Source organism: Methylorubrum salsuginis (assembly GCF_900114375.1).
Classification (GTDB): domain Bacteria; phylum Pseudomonadota; class Alphaproteobacteria; order Rhizobiales; family Beijerinckiaceae; genus Methylobacterium; species Methylobacterium salsuginis.
Genome location: NZ_FOSV01000037.1, coordinates 1 through 22,589 on the forward strand (window position 1 = coordinate 1; position 22,589 = coordinate 22,589).

The 22,589-nt window shown below is 68.2% G+C and carries 25 protein-coding genes and 5 pseudogenes; 15 read left to right on the forward strand and 15 right to left on the reverse strand.

Going from position 1 to position 22,589, the window contains the following annotated elements; genetic code table 11:
* Positions 1-72: 72 nt before the first annotated feature.
* The 3 genes and pseudogenes from BM140_RS23835 to BM140_RS26470 all read left to right on the forward strand — a co-directional run bounded on the left by BM140_RS23835 (position 73) and on the right by BM140_RS26470 (position 2,324).
* Positions 73-863: pseudogene (locus BM140_RS23835) on the forward strand (IS5 family transposase).
* Between the two features lie 202 nt (positions 864-1,065).
* Positions 1,066-2,109, forward strand: a complete 1,044-nt coding sequence (locus BM140_RS23840; RefSeq protein ID WP_244535614.1) for a hypothetical protein — start codon at positions 1,066-1,068, stop codon at positions 2,107-2,109.
* On the forward strand, positions 2,082-2,324 hold the full coding sequence (locus BM140_RS26470; protein ID WP_244535615.1) for a site-specific integrase: 243 nt from the start codon (positions 2,082-2,084) through the stop codon (positions 2,322-2,324). Before BM140_RS23840 ends, BM140_RS26470 begins: the two co-directional genes overlap by 28 nt.
* A 142-nt stretch (positions 2,325-2,466) precedes the next feature.
* Here the strand turns inward: BM140_RS26470 and BM140_RS23845 are convergent.
* The 3 genes and pseudogenes from BM140_RS23845 to BM140_RS26665 all read right to left on the reverse strand — a co-directional run bounded on the left by BM140_RS23845 (position 2,467) and on the right by BM140_RS26665 (position 4,584).
* Positions 2,467-3,629 (reverse strand): annotated as a pseudogene (locus BM140_RS23845) (IS3 family transposase).
* Between the two features lie 67 nt (positions 3,630-3,696).
* Positions 3,697-4,300: pseudogene (locus tag BM140_RS26145) on the reverse strand (transposase domain-containing protein); the annotation flags it as partial.
* Positions 4,246-4,584 (reverse strand): SDR family oxidoreductase, encoded by a 339-nt coding sequence (locus BM140_RS26665; RefSeq protein ID WP_342030037.1) that lies wholly within the window; start codon positions 4,582-4,584, stop codon positions 4,246-4,248. The pseudogene BM140_RS26145 and the gene BM140_RS26665, both read right to left, overlap by 55 nt.
* Before the next feature lie 345 nt (positions 4,585-4,929).
* Here BM140_RS26665 and tnpA point away from each other — a divergent pair, with 345 nt between their 5' ends.
* Positions 4,930-5,346 carry an IS66-like element accessory protein TnpA gene (gene tnpA, locus BM140_RS23860; RefSeq protein WP_091951840.1) on the forward strand — a complete coding sequence of 139 codons (417 nt, stop codon included), beginning with the start codon at positions 4,930-4,932 and terminating at the stop codon, positions 5,344-5,346.
* Complete coding sequence (gene tnpB / locus BM140_RS23865) at positions 5,343-5,690, forward strand: IS66 family insertion sequence element accessory protein TnpB (RefSeq protein ID WP_091951842.1); 348 nt, start codon at positions 5,343-5,345, stop codon at positions 5,688-5,690. Before tnpA ends, tnpB begins: the two co-directional genes overlap by 4 nt.
* Positions 5,691-6,071: 381 nt before the next feature.
* Here tnpB and BM140_RS23875 read toward each other — a convergent pair whose 3' ends face one another.
* The 5 genes from BM140_RS23875 to BM140_RS23895 all read right to left on the reverse strand — a co-directional run bounded on the left by BM140_RS23875 (position 6,072) and on the right by BM140_RS23895 (position 11,909).
* Positions 6,072-6,509 carry a cytochrome o ubiquinol oxidase subunit IV gene (locus BM140_RS23875; RefSeq protein ID WP_091951844.1) on the reverse strand — a complete coding sequence of 146 codons (438 nt, stop codon included), beginning with the start codon at positions 6,507-6,509 and terminating at the stop codon, positions 6,072-6,074.
* Positions 6,506-7,144 (reverse strand): cytochrome c oxidase subunit 3, encoded by a 639-nt coding sequence (locus BM140_RS23880; protein ID WP_091951846.1) that lies wholly within the window; start codon positions 7,142-7,144, stop codon positions 6,506-6,508. Before BM140_RS23880 ends, BM140_RS23875 begins: the two co-directional genes overlap by 4 nt.
* On the reverse strand, positions 7,141-9,243 hold the full coding sequence (locus tag BM140_RS23885; RefSeq protein ID WP_091951848.1) for a cbb3-type cytochrome c oxidase subunit I: 2,103 nt from the start codon (positions 9,241-9,243) through the stop codon (positions 7,141-7,143). Before BM140_RS23885 ends, BM140_RS23880 begins: the two co-directional genes overlap by 4 nt.
* Positions 9,236-10,168: a COX aromatic rich motif-containing protein gene (locus tag BM140_RS23890; protein WP_091951866.1), complete on the reverse strand. Its 933-nt coding sequence runs from the start codon at positions 10,166-10,168 to the stop codon at positions 9,236-9,238. The genes BM140_RS23885 and BM140_RS23890 overlap by 8 nt, the downstream gene beginning before the upstream one ends.
* A gap of 160 nt (positions 10,169-10,328) precedes the next feature.
* Complete coding sequence (locus BM140_RS23895; protein ID WP_091951850.1) at positions 10,329-11,909, reverse strand: GMC oxidoreductase; 1,581 nt, start codon at positions 11,907-11,909, stop codon at positions 10,329-10,331.
* A 138-nt stretch (positions 11,910-12,047) separates the two neighbouring features.
* On the opposite strand from BM140_RS23895, the gene BM140_RS23900 reads away from it, so the two are divergent.
* From BM140_RS23900 to BM140_RS23920, 5 genes are all read left to right on the forward strand, one after another.
* Positions 12,048-12,548 (forward strand): DoxX family protein, encoded by a 501-nt coding sequence (locus BM140_RS23900; RefSeq protein ID WP_244535616.1) that lies wholly within the window; start codon positions 12,048-12,050, stop codon positions 12,546-12,548.
* Complete coding sequence (locus tag BM140_RS23905; RefSeq protein ID WP_091951852.1) at positions 12,545-12,997, forward strand: cupin domain-containing protein; 453 nt, start codon at positions 12,545-12,547, stop codon at positions 12,995-12,997. The genes BM140_RS23900 and BM140_RS23905 overlap by 4 nt, the downstream gene beginning before the upstream one ends.
* Positions 12,998-13,102: 105 nt before the next feature.
* Positions 13,103-13,921 (forward strand): IS5 family transposase, encoded by an 819-nt coding sequence (locus BM140_RS23910; RefSeq protein WP_091951854.1) that lies wholly within the window; start codon positions 13,103-13,105, stop codon positions 13,919-13,921.
* 51 nt (positions 13,922-13,972) lie between these two features.
* Entirely contained in the window at positions 13,973-14,281 is a 309-nt protein-coding gene (locus BM140_RS23915) for an SMP-30/gluconolactonase/LRE family protein (protein WP_280142626.1), read from the forward strand.
* Positions 14,278-15,051 carry a VOC family protein gene (locus tag BM140_RS23920; protein WP_091951856.1) on the forward strand — a complete coding sequence of 258 codons (774 nt, stop codon included), beginning with the start codon at positions 14,278-14,280 and terminating at the stop codon, positions 15,049-15,051. Before BM140_RS23915 ends, BM140_RS23920 begins: the two co-directional genes overlap by 4 nt.
* 148 nt (positions 15,052-15,199) lie before the next feature.
* Here the strand turns inward: BM140_RS23920 and BM140_RS23925 are convergent, their stop codons facing one another.
* Positions 15,200-15,367 (reverse strand): hypothetical protein, encoded by a 168-nt coding sequence (locus BM140_RS23925; RefSeq protein WP_244535617.1) that lies wholly within the window; start codon positions 15,365-15,367, stop codon positions 15,200-15,202.
* Positions 15,368-15,564: 197 nt separating this feature from the next.
* On the opposite strand from BM140_RS23925, the gene BM140_RS23930 reads away from it, so the two are divergent.
* Positions 15,565-16,074: an RNA polymerase sigma factor gene (locus tag BM140_RS23930; RefSeq protein WP_091951858.1), complete on the forward strand. Its 510-nt coding sequence runs from the start codon at positions 15,565-15,567 to the stop codon at positions 16,072-16,074.
* Here BM140_RS23930 and BM140_RS26475 read toward each other — a convergent pair.
* On the reverse strand, positions 16,029-16,445 hold the full coding sequence (locus tag BM140_RS26475) for a hypothetical protein (protein WP_244535618.1): 417 nt from the start codon (positions 16,443-16,445) through the stop codon (positions 16,029-16,031). The two genes, BM140_RS23930 and BM140_RS26475, sit on opposite strands and share 46 nt — an antisense overlap.
* Between BM140_RS26475 and BM140_RS26480 the strand changes: the two genes are divergently transcribed.
* Both BM140_RS26480 and BM140_RS23940 read left to right on the forward strand, forming a co-directional pair.
* Complete coding sequence (locus tag BM140_RS26480; RefSeq protein ID WP_244535619.1) at positions 16,429-16,866, forward strand: anti-sigma factor; 438 nt, start codon at positions 16,429-16,431, stop codon at positions 16,864-16,866. The two genes, BM140_RS26475 and BM140_RS26480, sit on opposite strands and share 17 nt — an antisense overlap.
* Positions 16,867-16,927: 61 nt before the next feature.
* A complete protein-coding gene (locus BM140_RS23940; protein WP_091951860.1) occupies positions 16,928-17,812 on the forward strand; it encodes a LysR family transcriptional regulator in 885 nt (294 codons plus the stop codon).
* A 13-nt stretch (positions 17,813-17,825) separates the two neighbouring features.
* On the opposite strand, the gene BM140_RS23945 is transcribed toward BM140_RS23940, so the two are convergent.
* From BM140_RS23945 to BM140_RS23955, 3 genes are all read right to left on the reverse strand, one after another.
* Positions 17,826-18,896, reverse strand: coding sequence for a molybdopterin-dependent oxidoreductase (locus BM140_RS23945; RefSeq protein WP_091951862.1), 1,071 nt, complete (start codon positions 18,894-18,896; stop codon positions 17,826-17,828).
* An 86-nt stretch (positions 18,897-18,982) separates the two neighbouring features.
* Positions 18,983-20,065: a YeiH family protein gene (locus tag BM140_RS23950; protein ID WP_091951864.1), complete on the reverse strand. Its 1,083-nt coding sequence runs from the start codon at positions 20,063-20,065 to the stop codon at positions 18,983-18,985.
* Positions 20,066-20,343: 278 nt separating this feature from the next.
* Positions 20,344-21,042: a pentapeptide repeat-containing protein gene (locus tag BM140_RS23955; protein ID WP_091951870.1), complete on the reverse strand. Its 699-nt coding sequence runs from the start codon at positions 21,040-21,042 to the stop codon at positions 20,344-20,346.
* On the opposite strand from BM140_RS23955, the gene BM140_RS26485 reads away from it, so the two are divergent.
* Both BM140_RS26485 and BM140_RS26490 read left to right on the forward strand, forming a co-directional pair.
* Positions 21,041-21,286, forward strand: a complete 246-nt coding sequence (locus BM140_RS26485) for a UvrD-helicase domain-containing protein (protein ID WP_244535621.1) — start codon at positions 21,041-21,043, stop codon at positions 21,284-21,286. The two genes, BM140_RS23955 and BM140_RS26485, sit on opposite strands and share 2 nt — an antisense overlap.
* 33 nt (positions 21,287-21,319) lie before the next feature.
* On the forward strand, positions 21,320-21,526 hold the full coding sequence (locus tag BM140_RS26490; RefSeq protein ID WP_244535622.1) for a hypothetical protein: 207 nt from the start codon (positions 21,320-21,322) through the stop codon (positions 21,524-21,526).
* Positions 21,527-21,528: 2 nt separating this feature from the next.
* Here the strand turns inward: BM140_RS26490 and BM140_RS23965 are convergent.
* Positions 21,529-21,707: pseudogene (locus BM140_RS23965) on the reverse strand (IS5/IS1182 family transposase); the annotation flags it as partial.
* Between the two features lie 19 nt (positions 21,708-21,726).
* Positions 21,727-22,517 (reverse strand): annotated as a pseudogene (locus BM140_RS23970) (IS5 family transposase).
* Positions 22,518-22,589 lie beyond the last annotated feature (72 nt).

Genomic DNA, 22,589 nt, shown 5'->3' on the forward strand with positions numbered 1-22,589 from the left:
TAGGTCGCGTGGACTCTTGGGGTTCACGTTTGGTGTCGGGCGTGATTCGAGGCTGTCTTTTGGAGGGCAGCCTTGAGCATTCAGGATCGCTTGGTTCTCAGCGACGTGCAGTGGGAGCGGATGGCGCCGCTGATCATCGGCCGGCCCGACCAGCGCGGCTCGACCGGGCGTGACAACCGCATGTTCGTCGAAGGCGTTTTGTGGATCGTGCGCACCGGCTCGCCCTGGCGCGACCTGCCCGACGCGTTCGGCGAGTGGAACAGCGTGTTCCGCCGCTTCAGTCGCTGGAGCCAGAAGGGCGTATGGTGGCGCATCTTCGAAGCGATGTCGGACGATGCCGACTTCGAGTACCTGATCGTGGATTCCACCATCGTCCGTGCCCACCAACATGCGGCGGGGGCGAAAAAAGGGGGGCTGGAGATCGCTCCTCGTCCGAGCCGGCGCCCGACCAAGCCCTTGGTCGCTCGCGCGGCGGCCTGAGCACCAAGATCCATCTGGCGGTGCGCGGGCTCGGCTGCCCGGTGCGGTTTGCCCTCACGGCCGGCCAGAAAGGCGACGCACCGCAGGCCGAGGCGCTGCTGAAGGGCCTGCCGGCAGACGTGATCCTGGCCGATGCCGCCTACGACAGCGACCGGCTGCGCAAACTCATCTCCGACAAGGGCGCCAAGGCCGTGATCCCGAATAACCCTTCGCGCGCCACGAAGTACGACCTCGACAAGGCGCTCTACAAAGAGCGCCATCTGGTCGAGTGCTGCTTTGCCAAGCTCAAGCAGTTCCGTCGCGTGGCCACCCGCTACGAAAAGACCGCCCGCAACTACGCCGCCGTCGTTACCCTCGCCGCCATCGTCCTATGGCTCCGGTAACTGTCCACGCGGCCTAGCGCAGCCGAAAAAATTATCGTGCGGGCGTAACGGTTTGCTGGGGGCTCAAGAAGCACCCTAGCGCACTTCTAGCGCAGTCCCCTGCACCGCAGTAACCAGACAGGGCCGCATCGTGAGCACCCCTGCAAACGCCCCAGGCGAGCGCTACCAGCTGTTCCGGCGGGCCGGTAGCACTCGGTGGCAGGTGCGCTTCAGCATCAAGGGGCAGGGGCAGGGGCAGTTCAAGCGCTCTCTCGACACAGATGACGAGCGGGAGGCAGAACGCCGTGCCGAGGCCATCTGGTACGAAGCTACGTACCGCGCCAAGCAGGGGCTCACGGCCAAAACTCACAGCTTTGAGAGCGTGGCTGAGGCTTACATCGCGCAAATCCTGCGTGAGGTGGAACGCGGTGAGCGGCGTGCAGATCAGGGCAAAAGCGAGCCGGCCGTAATCCGCCGCTACTTCGTGGGCTATTTCGGCGACAAGCCCATTGACGCAGTCACCGAAGCTGATCTGGAGCGGTATGCGGAGTGGCGGCGCACCTACTGGACCGACGGCCCTGGCAAGCTCGTCACGCACATTGAGTACGAGAGGGACGGCTACCGGCTGCGTCGGCCTGTGAGGCGCGCTGCGCCGTCCCTGAGCCGCCAGCGCGGGGAGACTGTCGTCCTGCGGGGCTTGCTGCGCTGGGCCGCGCGGCAGGGCTATCTGAAGACCGCGCCGGGGATCAGCATCAAGGCCCGACGCTCGCCTGACAACCGGCGGCCGAGCTTCGAACCACATGAGTTTGCCCGCCTGGAGGCGGTGAGCCTCAGCCGCCTCGTGGCCCCCGTCATGGACGGCACTGGTGCCGAGGTGCGAGCCAGCGATAAGCGCAGCTGGCGGATCAAGCGACTGGACGACCATACCCGGCGCGATCGCACCGTGCTGCACGCGTACTTGATGATCGGCGCGTTCTCGAGCCTGTGCCCCACAGAGATGTACAACCTGACCTGGGGCGACGTGCTGGGTTATCGCGCCGGCAGAGGCAAGAGCGTGGATGATCGCGACATCCGGGGCTGCAGGTGTGGGGCAAAGGCAAGAGCGGCAAGGGCATCCCGCAGAAGGCTGCGATCCCCTGGTTCGACACCATATGGATGCTGTTCGCGCGCAGCATGGGTCGGGAGCCCGTTGATTCGGACCCGGTGTTTGCGAGCGAGACGGGCAAGCGAATCACCTCGGTGGCGAATGGCTTCACCGAGCTCTTGAAGGCGGCCGGTCTGGAGCGTGACCACAGGGGCATCAAGCGCACGCCGTACTCACTGCGCCACTTCTACATCAGCGAGCAACTGGCCAATGGGGCGGAGGTGCTGGACGTGGCTCGGAACTGCCGCACCTCGCTCGCCATGATCGACAAACACTACGGCCAGGTGCGGCTTGAACGTGTGGTGGATAGGTTGCGGCCGGAGTGGACGCGCGCATAATCCCCCGGCTGCACAGGGCCTCCAGAAGACCGGAACGTCCCCTAGTTGCAGCAAGAGCGTTCGATCGTCAGACTACGGTCTTTGTTGATACCCGGACCCCTCAATGTGGCCTGCTGCCGGTTTGTTGGACACCGTCCTAAGCTCATTGGGCACGGTTTTCGAACTCGACAGGGCTGAGGTAGCCCAGGGTCGAGTGCCGCCGCGCCGGGTTGTAGAAGCGCTCGATGTAATCGAACACATCGGCGCGGGCCTCGTCCCGCGTGCAGTAGGTCCGCCGGACCGTGCGCTCGGTCTTCAGTGAGGAGAAGAAGCTTTCCATCGCCGCGTTGTCCCACACGCTGCCCGACCGGCTCATCGAGCAGGTCACGCCGTGCTCGGCCATCAGACGCTGGAAGGCTTCACTCGTATATTGCGAGCCCTGATCTGAGTGATGCAGCAAAGCATTCGGCTTTCCCCTGCGCCAGATCGCCATGACGAGCGCATCCGTCACGAGTTGAGCCGTCATGCTGGTCTGCATCGACCAGCCTACGACACGGCGTGAGAACAGGTCGATGACGGCGGCAACGGTGAGCCAGCCCTCGGCCGTCCAGATGTAGGTGAAGTCGGCGATCCACTTTCGGTTCAGGGCATCGGCCGCGAACCGCCGCTCCAAGAGATTCGGCGACGCGGCGGCCCGCTCTCCCTCGTCCTTCGGCAGCCCACGTCGGCGCGGCCGTGCCCGCAGGGCGTTCTCGCGCATGATCCGCTCGATGCGGTGCAGCCCGCACGAGACGCTCTCGGCCAGCACGTCGCGCCAGACGCGCCTTGCGCCGTAGGTGCGGTCGCTGGCCACGAAGCTCGCGTGGGCCTTGATCAGGATGGCTTCGTCGTCCCGCGCATGTTGGCTGGGCTGCCGGGTAAGCCACGCGTGGAAGCCCGAGCGCGAGACGTCCAGCGCCGCGCACATCCACGCGACCGGCTAGACAGCGCGATGCTTTGCGATGAACGCGAACTTCATATCGCGTCCCTCGCAAAGTATGCGGCGGCCTTTTTTTAGGATGTTGCTTCGCTGACCTTCGGTTCACGCTCCGCCTTCAGACGAGCGACCTCCTTGCGTAGCCGATCGATCTCGATCTGCTCGGGCTTCATCTGGCCCTGACCAGGGAAGGCATGGTGCGGATCGGCCGCCGCCTGCTTCACCCACCGGTGCAGCATCGTCTCGTGAACGTCGAGGTCGCGCGCGGCCTGCGCGACACTGACACCACGTTCCCGAACCAGTCGAACCGCCTCGATCTTGAACTCACGTCCGAACTTGCGACGCTGCATGGAGCACCTCCGGCTTCACCATCACACCTAAACCGGGTGTCCGTGAAACAGCCAGCAGGCCTACCGCCCCGACCCAGCCGGCGAGCGTTGAGACGTCGATCGCTACGCCCTCATGGGCGAAGCGCTGGCTCTGGCGATGCAGTGGCAGGTGCAGGCCGAACTTGGCCATCATCACCTCGGCCAGGAGGTTCGGGCCGGCCCGACCCCGCGGGATCGGATGGAAGGGAGCCGAGGCCTGGGCGATGGTCTCGCAGTCGCTGTAGGAGAAGCGCTCGGGTACGTGCTGGATCACGATCCAGCGCGCCGGAATCCGCTCCAGGGTCTCGGTGACGTCCTCGCCGAGAGACCGCAGACGTGCCCCGCCGCAACAGGCGCAGGTCGTCGGGCCGGGATGGACGAGGCGCTCGCGCGGCAGGTGCTCAGGCAGGGGGACGGGCGGGCTTGCGCCGCGAGGTCGCCGCACCGGAGAGCGCTTCAGGCTCGGCTGCGGCTTGCGCGTCCGTCTTGGCCGGCGTCTCCTCCAGATCCTCCAGGACGAGTTCGAGCCGGTCGATCCGGGCGCTCCGCTCCGAGGAGGCTCCGAAGCGCTCCCGCCGTAGCCGGGCGACCTCCAGCTTCAGCCGCTCGACCGCGATCTCCGAGGCGAGCCGGGCCGCCCGCTCGGCCAGGAGTAGCCATCGATCCAGCCGGGCGCGATCATGTTGCCGATGATCGCCTTCCAAGTCGGGAAGCCGATCCAGAGTTCGCGCGGCGCGGTGTGGGCCGCGCGGTAGACGTGGCGCGCGATGGCCTCCGGCTGATAGATCGGCGGCACCGGCTCCAACTGCTGCGGCATGCGCGAGCGCGCCCAGTCGAATTGTGGGTTGTTGACCGCGGGTAGTTGCACCATCGGCAGCCGCACGCGGGAACCGTCGTGCAGCAATCCGCTGCGCAGGCTGTCGAGGAAGCCGCGCACGGCGGCCTTGGCGGCGCAGTAGCTCTATTGCAGCGGGATCGAACGGTAGGCCAGAGCCGAGCCGATGCAGACGATGGTGCCCGCATCGCGGCACTACATGTGCTTGAGGGCGGCCAGCGTCCCGTAGACCTGCCTGAGATAGGTCACCTCGGTCGCCCGCCGGTATTCCTCCGGCGGCGTCTGCTACGCGGGCGCGTAGATCGTCACAATCGCGACGTTGATCCAGACATCGATGCTGCCAAATGCCCGCAGGGCTCTACGCCTCCGGTGAAGGCCGCGCCCGGGTGCATCGCGCGCTCGGCTGACGCCTGAGCTTAATGCTGGCGTTAAGGTCGGCGGGTCAGGATGATGCGGGTCGAGGTGCTGGAGGGGATCGCACGACGGCGGCGTTGGTCGTTCGAGGACAGGGTGCGGATCGTCGAAGCCTCGTACGAGGCCGGCGTGTCGGTGTGTTCGGTGGCTCGCCGGAATGGGATCGCTCAGGGCCTGCTGTTCACGTGGCGACGCCAGGCTCGGCAAGGCCGTCTGGGCGGGGACGAGCAGGCTCCGGTGTTCGTGCCCGTGGTCATCACTCCGGAGCCGTCGTCGGCGGTTTTGTCGCCGCGGTTGGATGATCCGGGTGCTGCGGCCCAGCCCCGTCGCGCGCGGCGCAAGAGCGGTGTCATCGAGATCGATCTCGGCGGCGGCCGTCGTCTCAAGGTCGACCGGGACGTCGATGCCGCGGCGCTGCGCCGGGTGCTCGATGCCCTGGAGGGCCGATGATCCCGCTGCCGGCCAACGTGCGGGTCTGGCTGGCCACCGGCCACACCGACATGCGCAAGGGCTTTTCCAGCCTCGGGCTGATCGTCCAGGAGACGCTGAAGCGCGATCCCCATTGCGGGCACCTGTTCGTGTTCCGGGGCCGGCGCGGCGACCTGATCAAGGTGATCTGGCACGACGGCCAGGGCGCGTGCCTCTACACCAAGCGGCTCGACCGCGGCCGCTTCCGGTGGCCGTCAGTGGCGGACGGGGCGGTGACGATCTCGACGGCGCAACTCGGCTATCTGCTGTCGGGCATCGACTGGCGCATGCCGCAGGAGAGCTGGCGTCCGAGCGCTCTCGGCTAAGGATAACGCGTTACAACGCTTGAGGAATATGCTCTTCTCTCGGGCGCGCCGAACGCGCCCGAGCCCCCGCCGCTTCCCACCGATCTCGCTGCCGCCCACGCCATGATCCTCACGGCACGGCTATCGCGGCGAGATGACGAGCCGGCCAGCCCGCGCGAACCGACCGGACAACCTCTACGAACCGGTCGATACCGATCCGGGCGCGCATGGACGCTTCGACGACCGGGCACTCCCGTCAGTGTCCGCCGCCGACCCGCGCTGGCTCCGGCTCGGTCTCGCCGCCGCGCTCGGGACGGCCGCTTTCGGCGCGCTGGCAGCCGCGCGGGCGTCCGGACCGTCGCGCCGCCTTCGGTAGAACGGTGGGGCGCCCCTCGGGCCCGGCTACATCATCCGCATGCGCAGGTTGAACAGCACGACGAGGGTGCCGCCCACCATCAGGGCGATGATGAGGGTCGAGAACAGGATCAGCTGGAGGTCGTCGCGGGCCGAGCGCTTCAGGTCGATGTGCAGGAAGCAGCGGAAATGCACCACGGCCTGGACCAGCGCGAGGCCGAAGACGAGGCCGAGCGCGGTCGCCCCGGCCGCCCACCGCCACGTCACGATGGCGAAGGCGGCGCAGGTCAGGAGCAGCGCCAGGACGTAGCCGACGCCGTAGGTGAGGAGATCGCGCCGCCGGGCATGGCGCGGGTCGGCCTCGGGGGCCGCCGGCTTCGGCCGCGGCGGAGGGCCGGCGGACACGGCCCGCACGAGCCCGATCAGGCCGGCGGCGCCGAGGGCCCGGAGCAGTACCGTGCCCCGCGACGGTCCCTGCGTCGTCATGCGGACGCTCCCTGCAGGTAGACCACGGAAAAGATCGCGATCCAGACGATGTCGAGGAGGTGCCAAAACAGCCCGAGCTTCAGCAGGTTCAGCTTGACCCGCGCATCGGTGCCGAAAACCGCGATCTGGGTCAGCATCACTCCGATCCAGAGGCAGCCCGCCGCGACGTGCAGACCGTGGGTCGGCACCAGGGCGAAGAAGGCCGAGAGGAAGCCACTGCGGTTCGGCGTCGCCCCGTCGGAGATCATGGTGCGCAGGTCGCTCAGCTCGAAGCCGAGGAAAGCGATCCCGAGGGCCAGCGTCACGCAGAGCCAGAGGACGAGGCCGCGGCGGCCCTTGTCGTATTTCAAGGCGATCGCGGCGAGCCCGAAGGTCAGGCTGCTGGTGAGCAGGATCAGCGTCTCGATGAAGGTCGGCCCGAGCTTCAGCGTCTCCTGCGGGCCCGGCGCGCCGGCGGTGGCCGCGACCTGCGTCCCGTAGATCGCGAACAGCAGCGCGAACAGGATCGCGTCGCTCATCAGGAACAGCCAGAAGCCGTACAGCCCGGTCGCGGCCTCCCCCGGCTCCATCTCGTCGGAATCGAGGAGGTTGAGCCCGACATGCCGCAGTTGCGGCCCCTGCGCAGGCGCGATCATGCCGTCACCTCCGACGGGAACGGGCGGGCGAGCCCGAGATTGGCCGGCTCGGTCTCGCGTTCGCGCGGCACCGGACGCACCCTGTGGGCGCGCTCCAGCCAGAGGCGCTCGGCCGCCTCCACCTCGGCGGCGGGGATCGTGCGGTGGATGTCGCGCACGAAGCTGCGGGCGACGACCGGAATCCAGATACCGAGGAAGCCGACGAGGCTCAGCCAGCCGATATGCCAGACGAGGCCGAAGGCGCAGGCCGCTGCCGCAAGGCCGACAAGCGGGCCGACCCAGCTCTCCTTCGGCATCACGATGTCCTCGTAGCGTGAAGGGGTCCGGTAAGCCTCGCCGCGCTCTTTGCGCCAGTAGAACGGATCGAGCCGATCGACCCGCGGGATCGTGGCGAAGTTGTACTCGGGCGGCGGCGCCGCGACCGACCATTCGAGGCCGCGGGCATCCCAAGGGTCGCCTACCGGCACGCGGTTGGCGTCCCGGTCGCGCACGCTGACGAAGAGCTGCACGAACAGGCTGACGAGGCCCGACAGCAGCAGCACGGCGCCGCAGGCCGCCACGATCAGCCAGGGCCGGTAATCGGGCTCGAACAGGGCTTGGCTGCGCCGGGCCATGCCGCCGAGCCCAAGCACGTAAAGCGGCATGAAGGCGAGGTAGAAGCCGCTGACCCAGCAGGCGAAGGCGACCTTGCCCCAGACTTCCGACAGGCGGAAGCCGAACGCCTTGGGAAACCAGTACATATATCCGGCGATCATGCCGTAGAGCAGCCCCGGGATCAGCATGTTGTGGAAGTGGGCCACGAGGAACACAGTGTTGTGGACCACGTAGTCGATCGGCGGGATCGCGAGCATGATCCCGGTCAGGCCGCCGAGGACGAAGGTGACGATGAAGGCGAGCGCGAACAGCATCGGCGCTGTGAACCGGACCTCGCCGCGAAACATCGTCCAGATCCAATTGTAGATCTTGACGCCTGTGGGGATCGAGATCGTCATCGTCGCGATCCCGAAGGCGGCGTTCACGCTCGCGCTCTGGCCCATGGTGAAGAAGTGGTGCAGCCAGACCGTGAACGACAACACGCCGATCGCCATCGTGGCGGCGGCGAGCGACTTGTAGCCGTAGAGTTCCTTCGACGAGAAGGCCGAGATGACTTCCGAGAACACGCCGAAGGCCGGCAGGATGAGGATGTAGACCTCCGGATGGCCGAATAGCCAGAAGAGGTTCACGTAGTTCATCATGTTGCCGCCGAGATCGTTGGTGAAGAAGTGGAAGTCGAGGTAACGATCAAGGGCGAGCAGAGCGGTCGCGACGGTGAGCGGCGGGGTCGCGAAGATCATCAGGATCGCGGTGCAGAGCGAGGTCCAGCAGAACAGCGGCATGCGGGTGAGGTGCAGGCCGGGGCAGCGCTTCTTGTAGATCGTCGCGGCGATGTTGATCCCCGACAGGGTCGTGCCGAGCGAGGCCAGGGTGACGGCCCAGATCCAGTAATCCGGGCCGACGCCGGGCTGGAACGCTTTGCCGGTATAGGGCGGGTAGCCCGACCATCCGCCGGTCGAGAACTCGCCGACCGCGAGCGAGAGCATCACGAGCCCGGCCCCGCCCGCCGTCAGCATCAGGCTGATCGAGTTCAGGAGCGGGAAGGCGACGTCGCGCGCGCCGATCTGCAACGGCACGACGTAGTTGATCAGCCCCGTGAGGAACGGCATCGCCATGAAGAAGATCATGATCGTGCCGTGGGTGCTGAAGAGCTGCGCGAAGTGCTCCGGCGCGACGATGCCGGGGGCGTCGACCGCGAGCGATTGCTGCGCGCGCATCAGCACCGCCTCGACCAGGGCGCGGCTGAGCATCACTCCGGCCAGCACGACATACATGATGCCGATCTTCTTGTGATCGAGGCTCGTCAGCCAGTCGCGGAAGAGCGGGCGCCACCACCGCTTCCACGTCAGCAGCGCGACGAGGCCGACCGCGCCGACGACAACCAGCGCGCCGGCGAACGCGCCGATGAGTTCGCTGACGGTCGGGTCCTCCCAGGCGCGCACTAACGGGAACGCGTGCAGGTCGAGGCGGCCCAACAGGGTGAGCCAGTGACCGTCTTCATTCATGGGCGTGATGTCCGTGGGCGGCGTGCAGGCCCGGATCGTTCCGGGTGAGGATCGAGCGGAACAGGTCCGGCGCGACCGATCCGAACAGGATCGGCTCGGGCTGGACCGAGCGGGCGGCGAGCGTCGCGTAGGCGGCCGGATCGAGGGTCCTGCCGCCCGCGCGGGCGCGGGCGATCCAGGCCGCGTGGTCGTCGTTCGATTGCGCCAGCACGGCGAATTTCTGGTTCTGGAAGCCGACGCCGTTGAACTGGGTGTTCTCGCCACGGAAGCGGCCGGGCGCGTCCGCCGCGAGGTTGAGCTGCGTCGTCATGCCGGCCATGGCGTAGATCTGCCCGGCGAGCCGCGGCACGAAGAACGACTGCATGACCGTGTCGCTCGTGAGCGTCAGACGGACCGGACGGTCGGCCGGAAAGGCGAGTTCGTCGACGCTCGCCACGCCCTCGTCGGGATAAATGAACAGCCACTTCCAATCGAGCGCCACCGCCTGGACCTCGACCGGCGGCAGCGGCGAGGCGAGCGGCTTGTAGGGATCGAGCGCGTGGGTGTCGCGCCACAGGAACACCGCGAGCACGATCACGATGATCGTGGGTGGAATCCAGATCAGGCCTTCGAGCGGCCAGTTGAACCCCCATTGCGGGCGGTAGGCGCTCTTCGTGTTCGACAGCCGGTAGTGCCAGGCGAAGATCGGCGTCAGCAGCAGCACCGGGGCGGCGACGAAGATCAGGATCGCGCAGACGAGCAGGAACAGGCTGCGCGTCTGGTCGGCGACCGGTCCGGCGGCCCCGAGCATGCCGTGATCGAGGACGCCGCATCCGCCGAGCGGCAGTAGCGCGACGACTCCGAGCCACGGCGCGAGGCGCCGGAGCGCCCGGCCCCGGCGGGCCGTTGCGAGGGTCGGCGCGGGCGCGGGAGCGGCCTCAAGCATCGCGGCCTCGTCCATTCCGGTTCGTGGTCAGAGGGTTCGCCTCCATGGTTGGACCGGCCTCAAGCACCGGCCCGAACGGTGGGAACCGGTTTGCGGCAAAAAGCCGATGCGGCACAATAACCTAGCGCATCGTCCCGGATCCGATATCCGGGACGATGCGCTAAAGCCGCGCCGCGATCCCGTCGGCCACCCGCAGGGCGTTGGCGATGATGGTCAGCGTCGGGTTCACGGCGCCGATCGAAGGGAAGAAGCTCGCGTCGGTGACGTAGAGGTTGTCGATGCCATGCGCCCGGCAATCGAGGTCGAGCACGGAACTGTCCGGATCGGGGCCGAAGCGCAGGGTGCCGGCCTGATGCGCCGTGCCGCCGATCGGCGTGTCCTTGCCGAGATAGAGCGTGCGGTCGAACAGATGCGGGTGGATGTCGAGGCTGTCGCACAGCGTGCGCAGCTTTTCGCGCAGGCGCGCCTGCGCCTCGGCGTTGGTCGCCGTCAGGTCGAGATGCACCCGGCCGTCGCGGTAGTGGATGCGGTTCTGAGGCAGCGGCAGATCCTCGGAGGTCAGCCAGAAATCGATCGAGTGCCGAGCGATGTACTCGAACGGCCGCGTCGGCAGCCATTGCAGGAAGCCCGGCAGCCCCTCGGCCTCGATCTGCATCCCGTCGGACTTGCCCACCATCTGGATGTGGCCGAGGGGGAATTCCCACTCGTTCAGCGGGCTGCGGTCGTTCCCGTAATAGAAGTCGTTGAGCCCGAGCGTCTTCTGGAACTGCGTCGGGTTCGGCTCCTTCGAGATCGCCAGCACGGTGGTGTTGTTGTGGCGCATGTAGTTGCGCCCGACCTGCCCCGAGCTATTGGCGAGCCCGTCCGGATGCGCGTCGTTGCCGGAGCGCAGGAACAGCAGCGCCGAGGACAGCGCGCCGCAGGCCACCACGAACAGGTCGGCCGTCAGCACGTGGCGGCGCCCCTCGACCATCACCTCGACGCCGGTGACGCGGCCGCCGCCGGGATCGGTCAGCAGGCGCTCGGCATAGGCGTTGCGCAGCAGCGTGACGTTGGGATGGGCGGCGAGCGTCGGATCGATGCAGATGATCTGCGCGTCCGCCTTGCCATTGGTCAGGCTCGGATAGCCGTCGAACGGATCGCAGCGCAGGAGCGGCGAGTGCGGCAGGGTACCGCCCTTTCCGTCCTCTTCCATCAGCGCGCCCATCGGCAGGTGGAACGGGTGGTGGCCGGTGCAGGCGAGGTCGTCGGCGAGCTTCTGGATGCGCGGCTCGTGGCTGATCGCCGGCTTCGGGTAGGGATGCGGGGAAGGCGGCTCGGTCGGGTCCTCGCCGCGGGCGCCGTGGACCTGAAACAGCTCCTCGGCCGCCTGATAGTGGGGCGCGAAGGCGTCGTATTTCAGCGGCCATTCCGGCGAGAGACCGTCCGGGTGGCGCTGGGCCTCGAAGTCGCTCTCGCGGAGCCGAAACAGCACGCCGCCATAGACCTTCGAATTGCCGCCGACGAAGTAGTGCAGGCCGGGCTTGAAGATGTCGCCGTTGGAGGAGGTCCACGTCTCGTCCGCCTGATAGCGGGCCTTGCGGAAGACCGCGTCGGTGTCCCAGTTCTCGCGCTCGCGCGGCAGGTAGTCGCCGCGCTCGATCACGAGGACGCGCTTGCCGGTGCGGGCGAGGCGCCACGCCGCCGAGCCGCCGCCCGGCCCGGAGCCCACGACGATCACGTCGTAATGGTCGTCCTTCATCCGCCTCGCTCCGTCTTTCGACGCGAAACGGGCGGCGGGCGGCCTCGTTCCGGGCAACCGTGGCGGCGGCCGGTCTGCGAGCCATGCGCGAACCGCATCGATCCGGCGACGTTGGCAGCGGAAAGACGAAGCCAAAAGATGAACCAAGAGACCCGGATGACCCTCGAGGTGCTCGCCGCCTTCTCGGCCCGAGCCTGTCTGGTGCTGCTGTTCCTGCCCTTCAGCGCCCTCGACAAGGTTCTGAATTTCTCCGCCGCGGTGGGCCAGGCCGGCGAGGCCGCGCGTTCGCGCCCGCTCGCGACGGCGCTGATCCTGGCCGGGCTGTTCGTCGAGGTCGTGATGTCGCTGGGCGTGCTCACCGGCATCGCCGACCGCTTCGCGGCCTTCGTGTTGGCCGGTTACTGCATGGTCACGGCGCTCCTGTGGAAACCGTTCTGGCGTAAAGTCGATTTCCGCCTGAGGGGCCCGAGCGAGGGCCGCGAGACGTTCTGGGACTTCCTCGAGAACTTCGCGGTCGCGGGCGGCTTTCTGGCGCTGGCCTGGGGCGGGCCGAGCCAGCAGGGCGTCGCGGCCTTCCTCGCCGATCCGTTCGGGTCGACGCATCCCTACGCGCAAGCCATTCCGGAGACAGGTCGATGAGCGAGCCGGGCGACAAGCCGAGCGTCCCCTACTGGCACCTCTACACCGACGCGGACGGCATCAGCCGTCAGGTCCGCTGCGCGATGACCGAATTCCATCTCGCCTCGATGAAGCCGCCGGCCTTGCCGCAATGGCAGGGAGTCAAGCACCACGACGGCATGACCACGATGATCACGGTCCAGCCGGTCGGCTGGGAGGGCACGTGGCACGAGAACCCGGCGCCGCAATGGATCATTCCCCTGAGCGGCCGCTGGTACGTCGAGTCGATGGACGGCACCCGGATCGAGATGGGTCCCGGCGAGATCTCCTTCGGCGAGGACCACGGCTGCCGCACCCTCGACGGCAAGACCGGCCACAAGTCCGGCACGGTCGGTGACGAACCCGCCGTGCTGATGGTGGTGCAGTTCGACACCAAGCGCGAACGCACCACGCCCTGCCGGTTCGGGTAAGAGCGCCTAAGAGCCCGTTTCATAACGGGCTGTCTCAGGTCGTGTGGGGTGGGCGGCGAGCATCGTCAGCGTTGGGGAGTATCTGACGCTCACCCTGGAACGCCGATGTGGACACCCGCCGCCCGCGCCGAGCTTGCGCGCGAGAACCTGCCCTATGCAAGCAGCCTGACCGATGCGGAGTGGGCGCTCATCGCGCCGCTCCTGCCTGAACCCTCCCGGATCGGCCGTCCGTGGCGCTGGCCGCTGCGGGCCATCCTGGACAGCATCCAATACGTCCTGCGCACCGGCTGCGCATGGCGGCACCTGCCACTCGATTTTCCGCCTTGGTCCACCGTTCACCGCTGGTTCCTGCGGTTGTCGAAGGCCGGTGTGTTCGAGCGCCTTGCCCACGCCCTCACGATGGCCGATCGCGAGCGCACCGGGCGCGAGGCCAGTCCGACCGGTGCCATCCTCGACGCACAGGCCGCGCGCTCGGGCGGCGTCGGCGTCAAGGGCGAGCGCGGCTACGATCCGGCCCGGCGCGCGGTCGGTCGCAAGCGGCACGCGCTCACCGACACGGATGGCCGCCTGCTCCTGGCCACCGTCTCTCCCGCCAACCTGCACGACAGCCACGGCGGTGTCGCCCTCCTGCAGGCCTCGCGCCGCCTCTGGCCCTTCCTGGCCCACTGCTTTGCCGATCAGGCCTATCAGGGTGAGCGCGTCGGCAACGCCACCGCCATCACCGTCGAGATCGTCCGACCAGACAAGGGACAGAAGGGCTTCGCCGTGCAACCGCGGCGTTGGGTGATTGAGCGCACCTTCGGCTGGATCGCCCGGTGTCGGAGGCTCGCCCGTGACTACGAGGCCACCCCGTCCTCCGCGCTCGCCTTCTTCGTCCTCGCAGCCGCCATGATCCTCGTCAGACGGCTCGCACAGCCATTATGAAACGGGGTCTCAGAGACCGGCGACCAGAGCCGGCCCGATCCGCGCCAGTACATCCGCGTATTCGATGTCGGTGCGGACGGCACGCTTAACGGCGGCGACATCTTCCATAAAATCGCGCCGGGCTACTGCGACGGCATGAAGGTCGACGAGGACGGCAATGTCTGGTCGAGCGCCGCCGACGGCGTCCACTGCCTCTCGCCGCAGGGGCGCCTCCTCGGCAAGGTGCGAGTGCCGTACCGCGTCTCGAACCTGACCTGGGGCGGGGTGCACCGGAACCGCCTGTTCATCGCCGCCTCGCAGCGCGTTTTCTCGATCTTCCTCAACCGCCGCGGCGCTCCGCTGCCGGGGGCCGGGCGATGACCGGCTTGCGGATCGCCGCGATCCGCCTGCTCTGCCCGGACCCGGCGGCCACCGCCGCCTTCTATACGGCGGCCTTCGGCGCCAGCCTCGCCGCGGGCGGCGTCGCCCTCGGAGCACAGACGATTGAACTCGCGCCCGCCTCCGACCGTGGGGGCGAGCCCGCGCCCTCCAACGGCACCGACTTCCAGCATTGCGCCCTCGTCGTCGCGGACATGGAGGCTGCCTACGCGCAACTCTCCGAGGTGCCCGGCTGGACGCCAATTTCGCGGGCCGGGCCGGAGCGGCTGCCCGCGCGTTCCGGCGGCGTGAGCGCGTTCAAGTTCCGCGATCCCGACGGGCACCCGCTCGAACTTCTGGCCTTTCCGCCGGACGCCGTACCGCCGGTCTGGTGGGACCGGACGGGCCTGTTCCTCGGAATCGACCACACGGCGATCACGGTCGCCGACACTGAGCGCGCCGTCGCCTTCTATGCCGGCCTCGGTTTCCGGGTCGCGAGCCGGGGACTGAACCGGGGCCCGGAGCAGGCCCGTCTGGACGCGGTCGACGATCCTGTCGTTGAGGTGACCGGCCTCACGCCGCCGGGCGGGGCGGCGCCGCATCTGGAGCTTCTGTGCTACCGCGCGCCGGGCACGGTCCCGAGCCCCTGCGCCGACGGCTCGCCTCTGGCCACCCGAATCGTCCTGGCCGGCGGGAGCAACCTCCGTGACCCGGATGGTCATAGGCTGATCGGCAACAGCAAAATTCCGCTGGATCGACCTTTTGCGGTATAGTAGACAATTCAAATATATGCAGTATAATTCTCCGAGGCACGCGCTTTAGAATCAGATCACCTTTTTTATCTGAAATAACTTATCAGAATATATTCTCATGAATGAAAGATCTTAGACAATAAAGTCCGAAAAGGTGCAATCTCGACGCTCATTTTGTTTTGTTAAAATCGTGGTTTTCGGCCCTACTCGGACCTTCAGACGCATCGAAGCCGCCGGGGGCGGTTTCCGCATGCCCGGCGCGCATCATCATGCCGCCGCCCAGGATGCCCCCGGCCAAGAACAGGGTGATGAAAATCGCCGTCGGTGCTCCGCGCATGGTCTCTCCCGCAGTGTCGAGGTCACGCGGGGAGAGATGCCGGCCGGGCCGGGATGTTTCCCGCCGCTCCTGGCCAATCGGTCACGGATGCGTGATCAACTCACCGGGGCGAGGTTTGGAATAGTTCGGGCAATTCCGGCATCTCTCGTCCGAACGGAGGCGCGGTCATCGCCGTCGCCGCGATCCGGAGACCGCCCTTGGACGACCTCGCCGTCCTGATCGAATCGCAGATCCCGGCCCTGCGGCGCTACGCGACCGCGCTGCTGCGCCAGCGCGAGGCGGCCGACGACTACCTCGTTCAGGACACGCTGGAACGGGCGATCCACGCCTGGCCGCAGCGCCGCGAGGGAGACCTGCGGGCGTGGCTGTTCGCGATCCTGCGCAACCGCTCCCTCGAAGGCATCCGCCGCCGGGGCATCGAGGTCGGCCCGGGGGCGCTGACGGAGATCGCGGAGGCCGGGGTCGATCCCGAGGCGGCCGTGGGCGCGCGGGACGTGTTCGACGAGATCGCCGTGCTTCCCGAGGAACAGCGATCCGTCCTGCTCCTCGTCGCGGTCGAGGACATGTCCTATGCAGAGGTTGCCGCCGTGCTCGCAGTCCCGATCGGCATGATGATGTCGCGCCTCAGCCGGGCCCGCGGCCGGATGCGCGCCTTCCTCAATCAGGCGCCGACGATCGTCACCGGGCATCCGCGGAGGGTAAAATGACCGCGTCCGATGCGCGTCCCGTCAGCGAGGACGACCTGCACGCCTTCGTGGACGGACGGCTCGATCCGGGCCGCCGCGCCCGCGTCGAGGCGTCGCTCACCGCGCACCCGGAGGCGGCCACACGGGTCGCCGCCGACCGGGAGATGCGGGACCGCCTGCGGGCGCGGCTCGCGCTTTTGGTGGACGAGCCGATCCCCGCCCGCCTTCGCATCGCGAACCTCGCGGCGCTGCGCCGGGGGCGCGTCCCGCGCTGGTGGCCGAACGCGGCGGCGGCAGCGCTCCTGCTCGCCCTCGGCGGCGCAGCCGGGTGGGTCGGGCGCTGCGCCGTGCCGGGCCGGGGCGCCCGCCGAACCAATGACGCGGGCGGCCATCTCCGCCTTCCGTACCTACGTGGTCGAGGCAGCCCATCCGGTCGAGGTCCGCGCCGACGGCTCGACCGACCTCGTGCGATGGCTCACCGCGCGTCTGGGCCGGCCCATTACCGTGCCGGCCCTGCGGGCGCATGGCTTCCGGCTGATGGGCGGCCGCCTGCTCCCCGCCGGAGACGAGCCAGCGGCGATGCTGATGTACGACGACGACCGGGGCACCCGCCTCACCCTCTACAGCCGGGCCGGGCCGACCGGCGGGCGCTGCGTGTTCCGTCATGCCCGCGCCGACGACGTCGCCGCCTTCTCTTGGATCGACACCGGGATGTCCCACGTGGTGACGGCCCGCACGGACGAAGCGCGGCTGCTCCGGGTCGCCGAGGCGGTCGATGCACAGGTCGCGGGCAAGCGCGAGGGCGCGCGATGACGCGCGCGTCCGAACCCTGCCGGACCACGCCGGCCAAGGCCCCCGCCGGACTCGAGACGCCATGAACCTCGACCAGTTGCGCATCTTCGTGGCGGTCGCCGAGCGCCAGCACGTCACGCGGGCGGCCGAGGCACTGAATCTCGTCCAGTCGGCGGTCAGCGCCGCCATCAGCGCCCTGGAAACCCGGCACGCCGTCAAGCTGTTCCACCGGGTCGGCCGGGGCATCGAATTGACCGAGGCGGGCGGCGTCTTTCTCGGCGAGGCCCGCGCGGTGCTCGCCCGCGCCCAGGCGGCCGAACAGGTACTCGCGGACCTCAGCGGCTTGCGGCGCGGAACGCTGTCCGTCCAGGCGAGCCAGACCATCGCCGGCCACTGGCTCCCCCGGCACCTCGTCACCTTCCGGGCGACGTACCCGGACATCGTCCTGCAGCTCGGCATCGGCAACACCGCCGAGGCCGCCGAGGCGGTCCGGGCCGGGACGGCGGAACTCGCCTTCGTGGAGGGCGCGATCGACGACAGCAGTCTCGCGAGCGCCCCGATCGCCGAGGATCGGCTGATCCTCGTCATCGCGCCCGATCACCCGTTGGCCGCACGCGCGCGGCCGGGACGATCCGACCTCGCTTCGGTCTCCTGGGTGCTGCGCGAACCCGGATCGGGCACGCGCTCCGCTTTCGAGGCTGCGCTCGTTGCTTTGGGCATCGCACCGGACGCACTCACCGTTGCCCTCGAACTGCCGTCGAACGAGGCGGTCCTCGCTGCCGTCGTGGCAGGGGCCGGGGCGAGCGTTCTGTCCGAAGCGGTGGTCGGACCCTCGCTGCGAACCGGTGTACTCGTCGCCGTGCCCTTCGCCCTGCCGACGCGGACCTTCCAGGTCCTGCGCCACAAGGAGCGCTACCGCAGTCGCGCCGCCGACGCGCTGCTCGACCTGATCCGTGCCGCACCCTGATGGGGGCGGCCCCTCAGGCGACATTGACCCAGATACGGTGCCAGGAGGCGCTGAGATAGCCCTTGAAGTTCCACGTCTCGTCCGGCCGCGCCGGCTGGGTGTGCCCGGCGCTGTCCCAGGCGCGCACCGCGAGGTCGCGCTCGCCGGACGGAAGGTCCAGCACGATCTCCCAGAACGTCCAGGCGAAGGGAGCGCCGGTCTCGTGTTCCAGGCTGGCTTGATGCCAGGACCGACCGCCATCCCCCAAGACATCGACGCACACGACCGCCCGGTCTCCCGCGATGGCGTATCCGCGGACGGTGGTATCGCCCGCCTTGAGCCGGGCTCCGCGCGCGGGCTCGCAGATCGCGGCGTTGAGCGGCATGGTCTCGATGGTGTGGCCTTTCGCCGGATCGGCGGTCTCGGCCGTCACGTCCGGCGGGAACAGCTTGTAGTCGTCGGCTTGCATCGGGTTGGTCGAGGGGTAGTCCTGCACCGTGATGCGCCGCAGCCATTTCGGGCTGCGCACGCCCGCGAAGCCCGGCACGACGGCCCGTACGGGGAAGCCGTGCTCGGGCAACAGCGCTGCCCTGTTCATTGCGAAGGCCAGCAGCGTCTCGTCGGCGAGCGCCTTGGCGAGTGGGATCGAGACGCCGTAGGGCTGTCCCGTCACCACGTCGTGGCTCTCGAAGGCCACGTGGAGGTCCGAGTTGAGGTTCGCTCCTGGCGCTACGCCCGCCGCACGCGGGACGTCGCCGAGGCGGATTCCGGTCCAGTCCGCCGTCCCGATGGCGCCGCCGTCCCAGGGATCGCCCGAGACCGGGCCCACCGCCCGCATGTCGGCGCGGCGGTTGCCGGCGCACTGCATCGTGGCCGTGACGGTCGCTTCGGGAAAACGCGTGCGCAGATCCCCCAGCGACAGATCGAGGGGGCCGACATCCGCGCCGTCGATGGACAGACGCCATGTGGCGGCGTCGATCTCTGGCAGGTCGCCGTGGGAGCGGACATAGAAGTCTTCCGCAGGGGTTTGGTAACAGGCCCGCAGGCGGGTCAGCGGCGGCTCGGCGTTGTAGGGGCGCTCCCCGTGAACGATCAGGCGCGCCATACGCTCGGTCAAGCTCGACCTCGGGTGTCTCTATCGCGGAAGGTCGGAGCTCAACGCGTGCGGACGCGCCGGGTGGCAGGCCTCTGTCAGGCGATGCCGAGCAGGCGGATCAGCCCGAGGCTCACGGCCGTGAGGGCGGTGAGCGAAGCGACCACCGCCAGGGTGACTCGCGGTCCCGCCTTGACGACGCAACGCACGTCGACGCCGAGGCCGAGGGCCGCCATCGACACGATGGTCAGCGCGTTCGCCGTCGTGGCCATGGGGTGCAGGGCCGCTTCGGGAACAAGACCCGCCGAGCGGAGACCCGCCAGGGCCAGAAAGGCGAGGATGAACCACGGCACCAGCCGGTGCAGCGGCATCCGGCCCGAGGCGGGGCGCTCGCCGGCCGTGGGGTGCGGCACGCTCACGCCGGTCCTCCCGCGCAGCCGGCCGATCCCGAGCGAGAGAGTTAGGACCACTGGCCCGAGCATCAGCACGCGGACCAGCTTGACCAGGGTGCCGACCTGGACGCTGAGGGCGGCCACCGGGGCGGTTGCAGCGAGCACCTGCGGCACGGCGTAGACCGTGAGCCCCGCGAGCACACCGTACTGCATCGGCGAGAGTCCGAGCAGCGGCACGAGCAGGGGCAGACCGAGAACGACGAGAATGCCGAGCACGGCGGTGAAGGCGATGGACGAGGCGACATCCTCGCCGTCCGCGTCGATCACCGGGGCCGCGGCCGCGATCGCCGAGTTTCCGCAGATCGAGTTGCCGCAGGCGACGAGGATGGCGAGGCGCGGGGACAACCCGAGAGCCCGGCCGATGCCGTAGCTCGCCGCGATGGCGAGAGCCACCACCACCGCGATGCCGACGAGAAGCCCCGGCCCGGCCGCGAGCAGCGTCCGGAGGCTGAGCGAGGCGCCGAGCAGGACGACGGCGATTTCCAGGACGGTCTTGGCGCCGAACGCGATACCGTGAACGAAGCGCCGACCCGGGCTCCAGGCCGTGCGGACGGCCGTGCCCAGCACGATGGCGAGGACCAGAGCCTCCAGCCACAGACGGCCGAAGACGTGTTCCTCGACCCTCTCGAGCCCGAGGGCGACGCCCGTCACCGCGAGGCAAAGGCTCAGGCCGGGCAGGATGGAAGACAGGGCAAGAGCGCGTGATCGGAGAAAGGCTGCTGCGGGCATGGTGCGTGCACCTCGTGGACTGAAGCTGCCACGATCATGACCGCGCCCATTCGATCACTCCAGCGGAACGTATCGATCGTTTTGATCACGTGATGAGATGATTTGGCTGGCGACGACGAACGTCGTGCTTCGGACTGAAGCCAGCCTTTGCGGATGGGCAACCCGAGTTTACGGCTTCGCTGATATGCAGGGAACATTGCAGATTCCGCTGACAGGGTCTCAGGAGATAGAAGCCATTGAGGTCAGCGGCGGGGCCGTCAGGTCGGTGAACGGGCGGGTCAATCGGATGCCTGAGTGACGGCACGGTCGATGTTCACCCTCTCCGCCCAGTCCTTGGCCTCGAACTGACCCTTGAGGTCGATCAGCCGGGCATCGCTCACGTCAACGTTCTTGAAATCCGCGCCCGTGACCGTAGCACCGGTCAAATTGGCCCCGGACAAGTCCGAACCCATCAGCACCACGCCGGTGAGATCGGCCTCCTTGAGGTTCGCATACTCCAGGCGTGACCGGCCGAGGTTGCCTCCCTTGAGGTTCGCGCCCGACAGGTTCACCGAGGTGAACACCACTCGTATCAAGCCCATGGACTGGTTCTTGATGTCGGCTCCGTCCTTCAGATCGACCAGCGATGCGCCGCTCATGTCGGCGCCCTTGAAGTCGCCGATGGGCATGGACCGGCTGAGGTCGGCGCCGCTGAGGTTGGCGTCCCGCGCCGTGATGCCGAACATCTTCGCGTCCGCGAGCTTGACGCCGGAAAGGTCCGCTTTCAGGAGCCATGCCTGTTCGAGGTTTGCGCCGCTGAGGTCGGCGCAGCGCAGATTGACGTTGTTCAGGCGCGCGGTGCGCAAGTTGACGCTCCGGAGATCCAGCCCGGAGAGATCGAGTCCCGACAGCGCCTTGTCGTGCAGGTCGATGAGCTTCCCATCGGCAGCCTGGATCATCGCCTCGACGTCGGCGCGGCTCATTTCGGTCTTCGTCATGGCGCTGAGGACAGCAATCGCCGCCGTCAGCTTCACCGAACTCGCCGCGAGCGAACTTCTTGAGCGGGTCGGCGACGTCGTCGCCCGCTTGCTCGCCGGCGAGGTCCCGGAGGAGTTGAGGCTCGCGCTCCCGCACGGATTGGCGCCGCTCCAGGGTGCGAATCTGGCCGAGGCGGAGGCCCGGCTTGACGAGCTGGTTTGCACGACCATCCACGGCTTCTGCCAGCGCCTCGTGAGGCCTTAACCGGTCGAGGCCGACATCGATCCGAGGGCACGGGTGGCCGACGAGGCGGAAGCCGACGGAATCTTCCGCGACCTCATCGACCGGTGGTTGCGGGAGTGTCTCTCGGGCGGCGACGGCCTTGTCGCCGAGATGGTGCTGGCGGACCCGGTCGCGGCGAAGGACGCGGTCGACCGGGTGGCGGAGTGCCTGCCCGAGAGGCGTACGGTCGGGACGCGTCCTGCCACCACACAAGGGGACTGAACAGCCTCGGCCAGCACATCCGGGGCGGTCTTCACGTCGCTGGCGTTGCCGGGGGGCAGAAGGAGGACCGCGGGGCGGCCCACGACATCGACGAGCGCGTGGATCTTGGTGGTCTGACCGCCGCGCGAGGGACCGATCCCTTGCGCCTTGGCCCCCCTTTTCCACCCTGGGCGGGCCGATGCTCTAGGCCGCGTGGACAGTTACCGGAGCCATAGGACGATGGCGGCGAGGGTAACGACGGCGGCGTAGTTGCGGGCGGTCTTTTCGTAGCGGGTGGCCACGCGACGGAACTGCTTGAGCTTGGCAAAGCAGCACTCGACCAGATGGCGCTCTTTGTAGAGCGCCTTGTCGAGGTCGTACTTCGTGGCGCGCGAAGGGTTATTCGGGATCACGGCCTTGGCGCCCTTGTCGGAGATGAGTTTGCGCAGCCGGTCGCTGTCGTAGGCGGCATCGGCCAGGATCACGTCTGCCGGCAGGCCCTTCAGCAGCGCCTCGGCCTGCGGTGCGTCGCCTTTCTGGCCGGCCGTGAGGGCAAACCGCACCGGGCAGCCGAGCCCGCGCACCGCCAGATGGATCTTGGTGCTCAGGCCGCCGCGCGAGCGACCAAGGGCTTGGTCGGGCGCCGGCTCGGACGAGGAGCGATCTCCAGCCCCCCTTTTTTCGCCCCCGCCGCATGTTGGTGGGCACGGACGATGGTGGAATCCACGATCAGGTACTCGAAGTCGGCATCGTCCGACATCGCTTCGAAGATGCGCCACCATACGCCCTTCTGGCTCCAGCGACTGAAGCGGCGGAACACGCTGTTCCACTCGCCGAACGCGTCGGGCAGGTCGCGCCAGGGCGAGCCGGTGCGCACGATCCACAAAACGCCTTCGACGAACATGCGGTTGTCACGCCCGGTCGAGCCGCGCTGGTCGGGCCGGCCGATGATCAGCGGCGCCATCCGCTCCCACTGCACGTCGCTGAGAACCAAGCGATCCTGAATGCTCAAGGCTGCCCTCCAAAAGACAGCCTCGAATCACGCCCGACACCAAACGTGAACCCCAAGAGTCCACGCGACCTA

Excerpts from the sequence above, each read along its gene's own strand:
- tnpA (WP_091951840.1), top strand. The coding sequence starts at position 4,930 with ATGATGCGGGTCGAGGTGCTGGAGGGGATCGCACGACGGCGGCGTTGG.
- tnpB (WP_091951842.1), top strand. The coding sequence starts at position 5,343 with ATGATCCCGCTGCCGGCCAACGTGCGGGTCTGGCTGGCCACCGGCCAC.
- BM140_RS23875 (WP_091951844.1), bottom strand. The coding sequence starts at position 6,509 with ATGACGACGCAGGGACCGTCGCGGGGCACGGTACTGCTCCGGGCCCTC.
- BM140_RS23880 (WP_091951846.1), bottom strand. The coding sequence starts at position 7,144 with ATGATCGCGCCTGCGCAGGGGCCGCAACTGCGGCATGTCGGGCTCAAC.
- BM140_RS23885 (WP_091951848.1), bottom strand. The coding sequence starts at position 9,243 with ATGAATGAAGACGGTCACTGGCTCACCCTGTTGGGCCGCCTCGACCTG.
- BM140_RS23890 (WP_091951866.1), bottom strand. The coding sequence starts at position 10,168 with ATGCTTGAGGCCGCTCCCGCGCCCGCGCCGACCCTCGCAACGGCCCGC.
- BM140_RS23895 (WP_091951850.1), bottom strand. The coding sequence starts at position 11,909 with ATGAAGGACGACCATTACGACGTGATCGTCGTGGGCTCCGGGCCGGGC.
- BM140_RS23900 (WP_244535616.1), top strand. The coding sequence starts at position 12,048 with ATGAACCAAGAGACCCGGATGACCCTCGAGGTGCTCGCCGCCTTCTCG.
- BM140_RS23905 (WP_091951852.1), top strand. The coding sequence starts at position 12,545 with ATGAGCGAGCCGGGCGACAAGCCGAGCGTCCCCTACTGGCACCTCTAC.
- BM140_RS23910 (WP_091951854.1), top strand. The coding sequence starts at position 13,103 with ATGTGGACACCCGCCGCCCGCGCCGAGCTTGCGCGCGAGAACCTGCCC.
- BM140_RS23920 (WP_091951856.1), top strand. The coding sequence starts at position 14,278 with ATGACCGGCTTGCGGATCGCCGCGATCCGCCTGCTCTGCCCGGACCCG.
- BM140_RS23925 (WP_244535617.1), bottom strand. The coding sequence starts at position 15,367 with ATGCGCGGAGCACCGACGGCGATTTTCATCACCCTGTTCTTGGCCGGG.
- BM140_RS26480 (WP_244535619.1), top strand. The coding sequence starts at position 16,429 with ATGACGCGGGCGGCCATCTCCGCCTTCCGTACCTACGTGGTCGAGGCA.
- BM140_RS26475 (WP_244535618.1), bottom strand. The coding sequence starts at position 16,445 with ATGGCCGCCCGCGTCATTGGTTCGGCGGGCGCCCCGGCCCGGCACGGC.
- BM140_RS23940 (WP_091951860.1), top strand. The coding sequence starts at position 16,928 with ATGAACCTCGACCAGTTGCGCATCTTCGTGGCGGTCGCCGAGCGCCAG.
- BM140_RS23945 (WP_091951862.1), bottom strand. The coding sequence starts at position 18,896 with ATGGCGCGCCTGATCGTTCACGGGGAGCGCCCCTACAACGCCGAGCCG.
- BM140_RS23950 (WP_091951864.1), bottom strand. The coding sequence starts at position 20,065 with ATGCCCGCAGCAGCCTTTCTCCGATCACGCGCTCTTGCCCTGTCTTCC.
- BM140_RS26485 (WP_244535621.1), top strand. The coding sequence starts at position 21,041 with ATGGCGCTGAGGACAGCAATCGCCGCCGTCAGCTTCACCGAACTCGCC.
- BM140_RS23955 (WP_091951870.1), bottom strand. The coding sequence starts at position 21,042 with ATGACGAAGACCGAAATGAGCCGCGCCGACGTCGAGGCGATGATCCAG.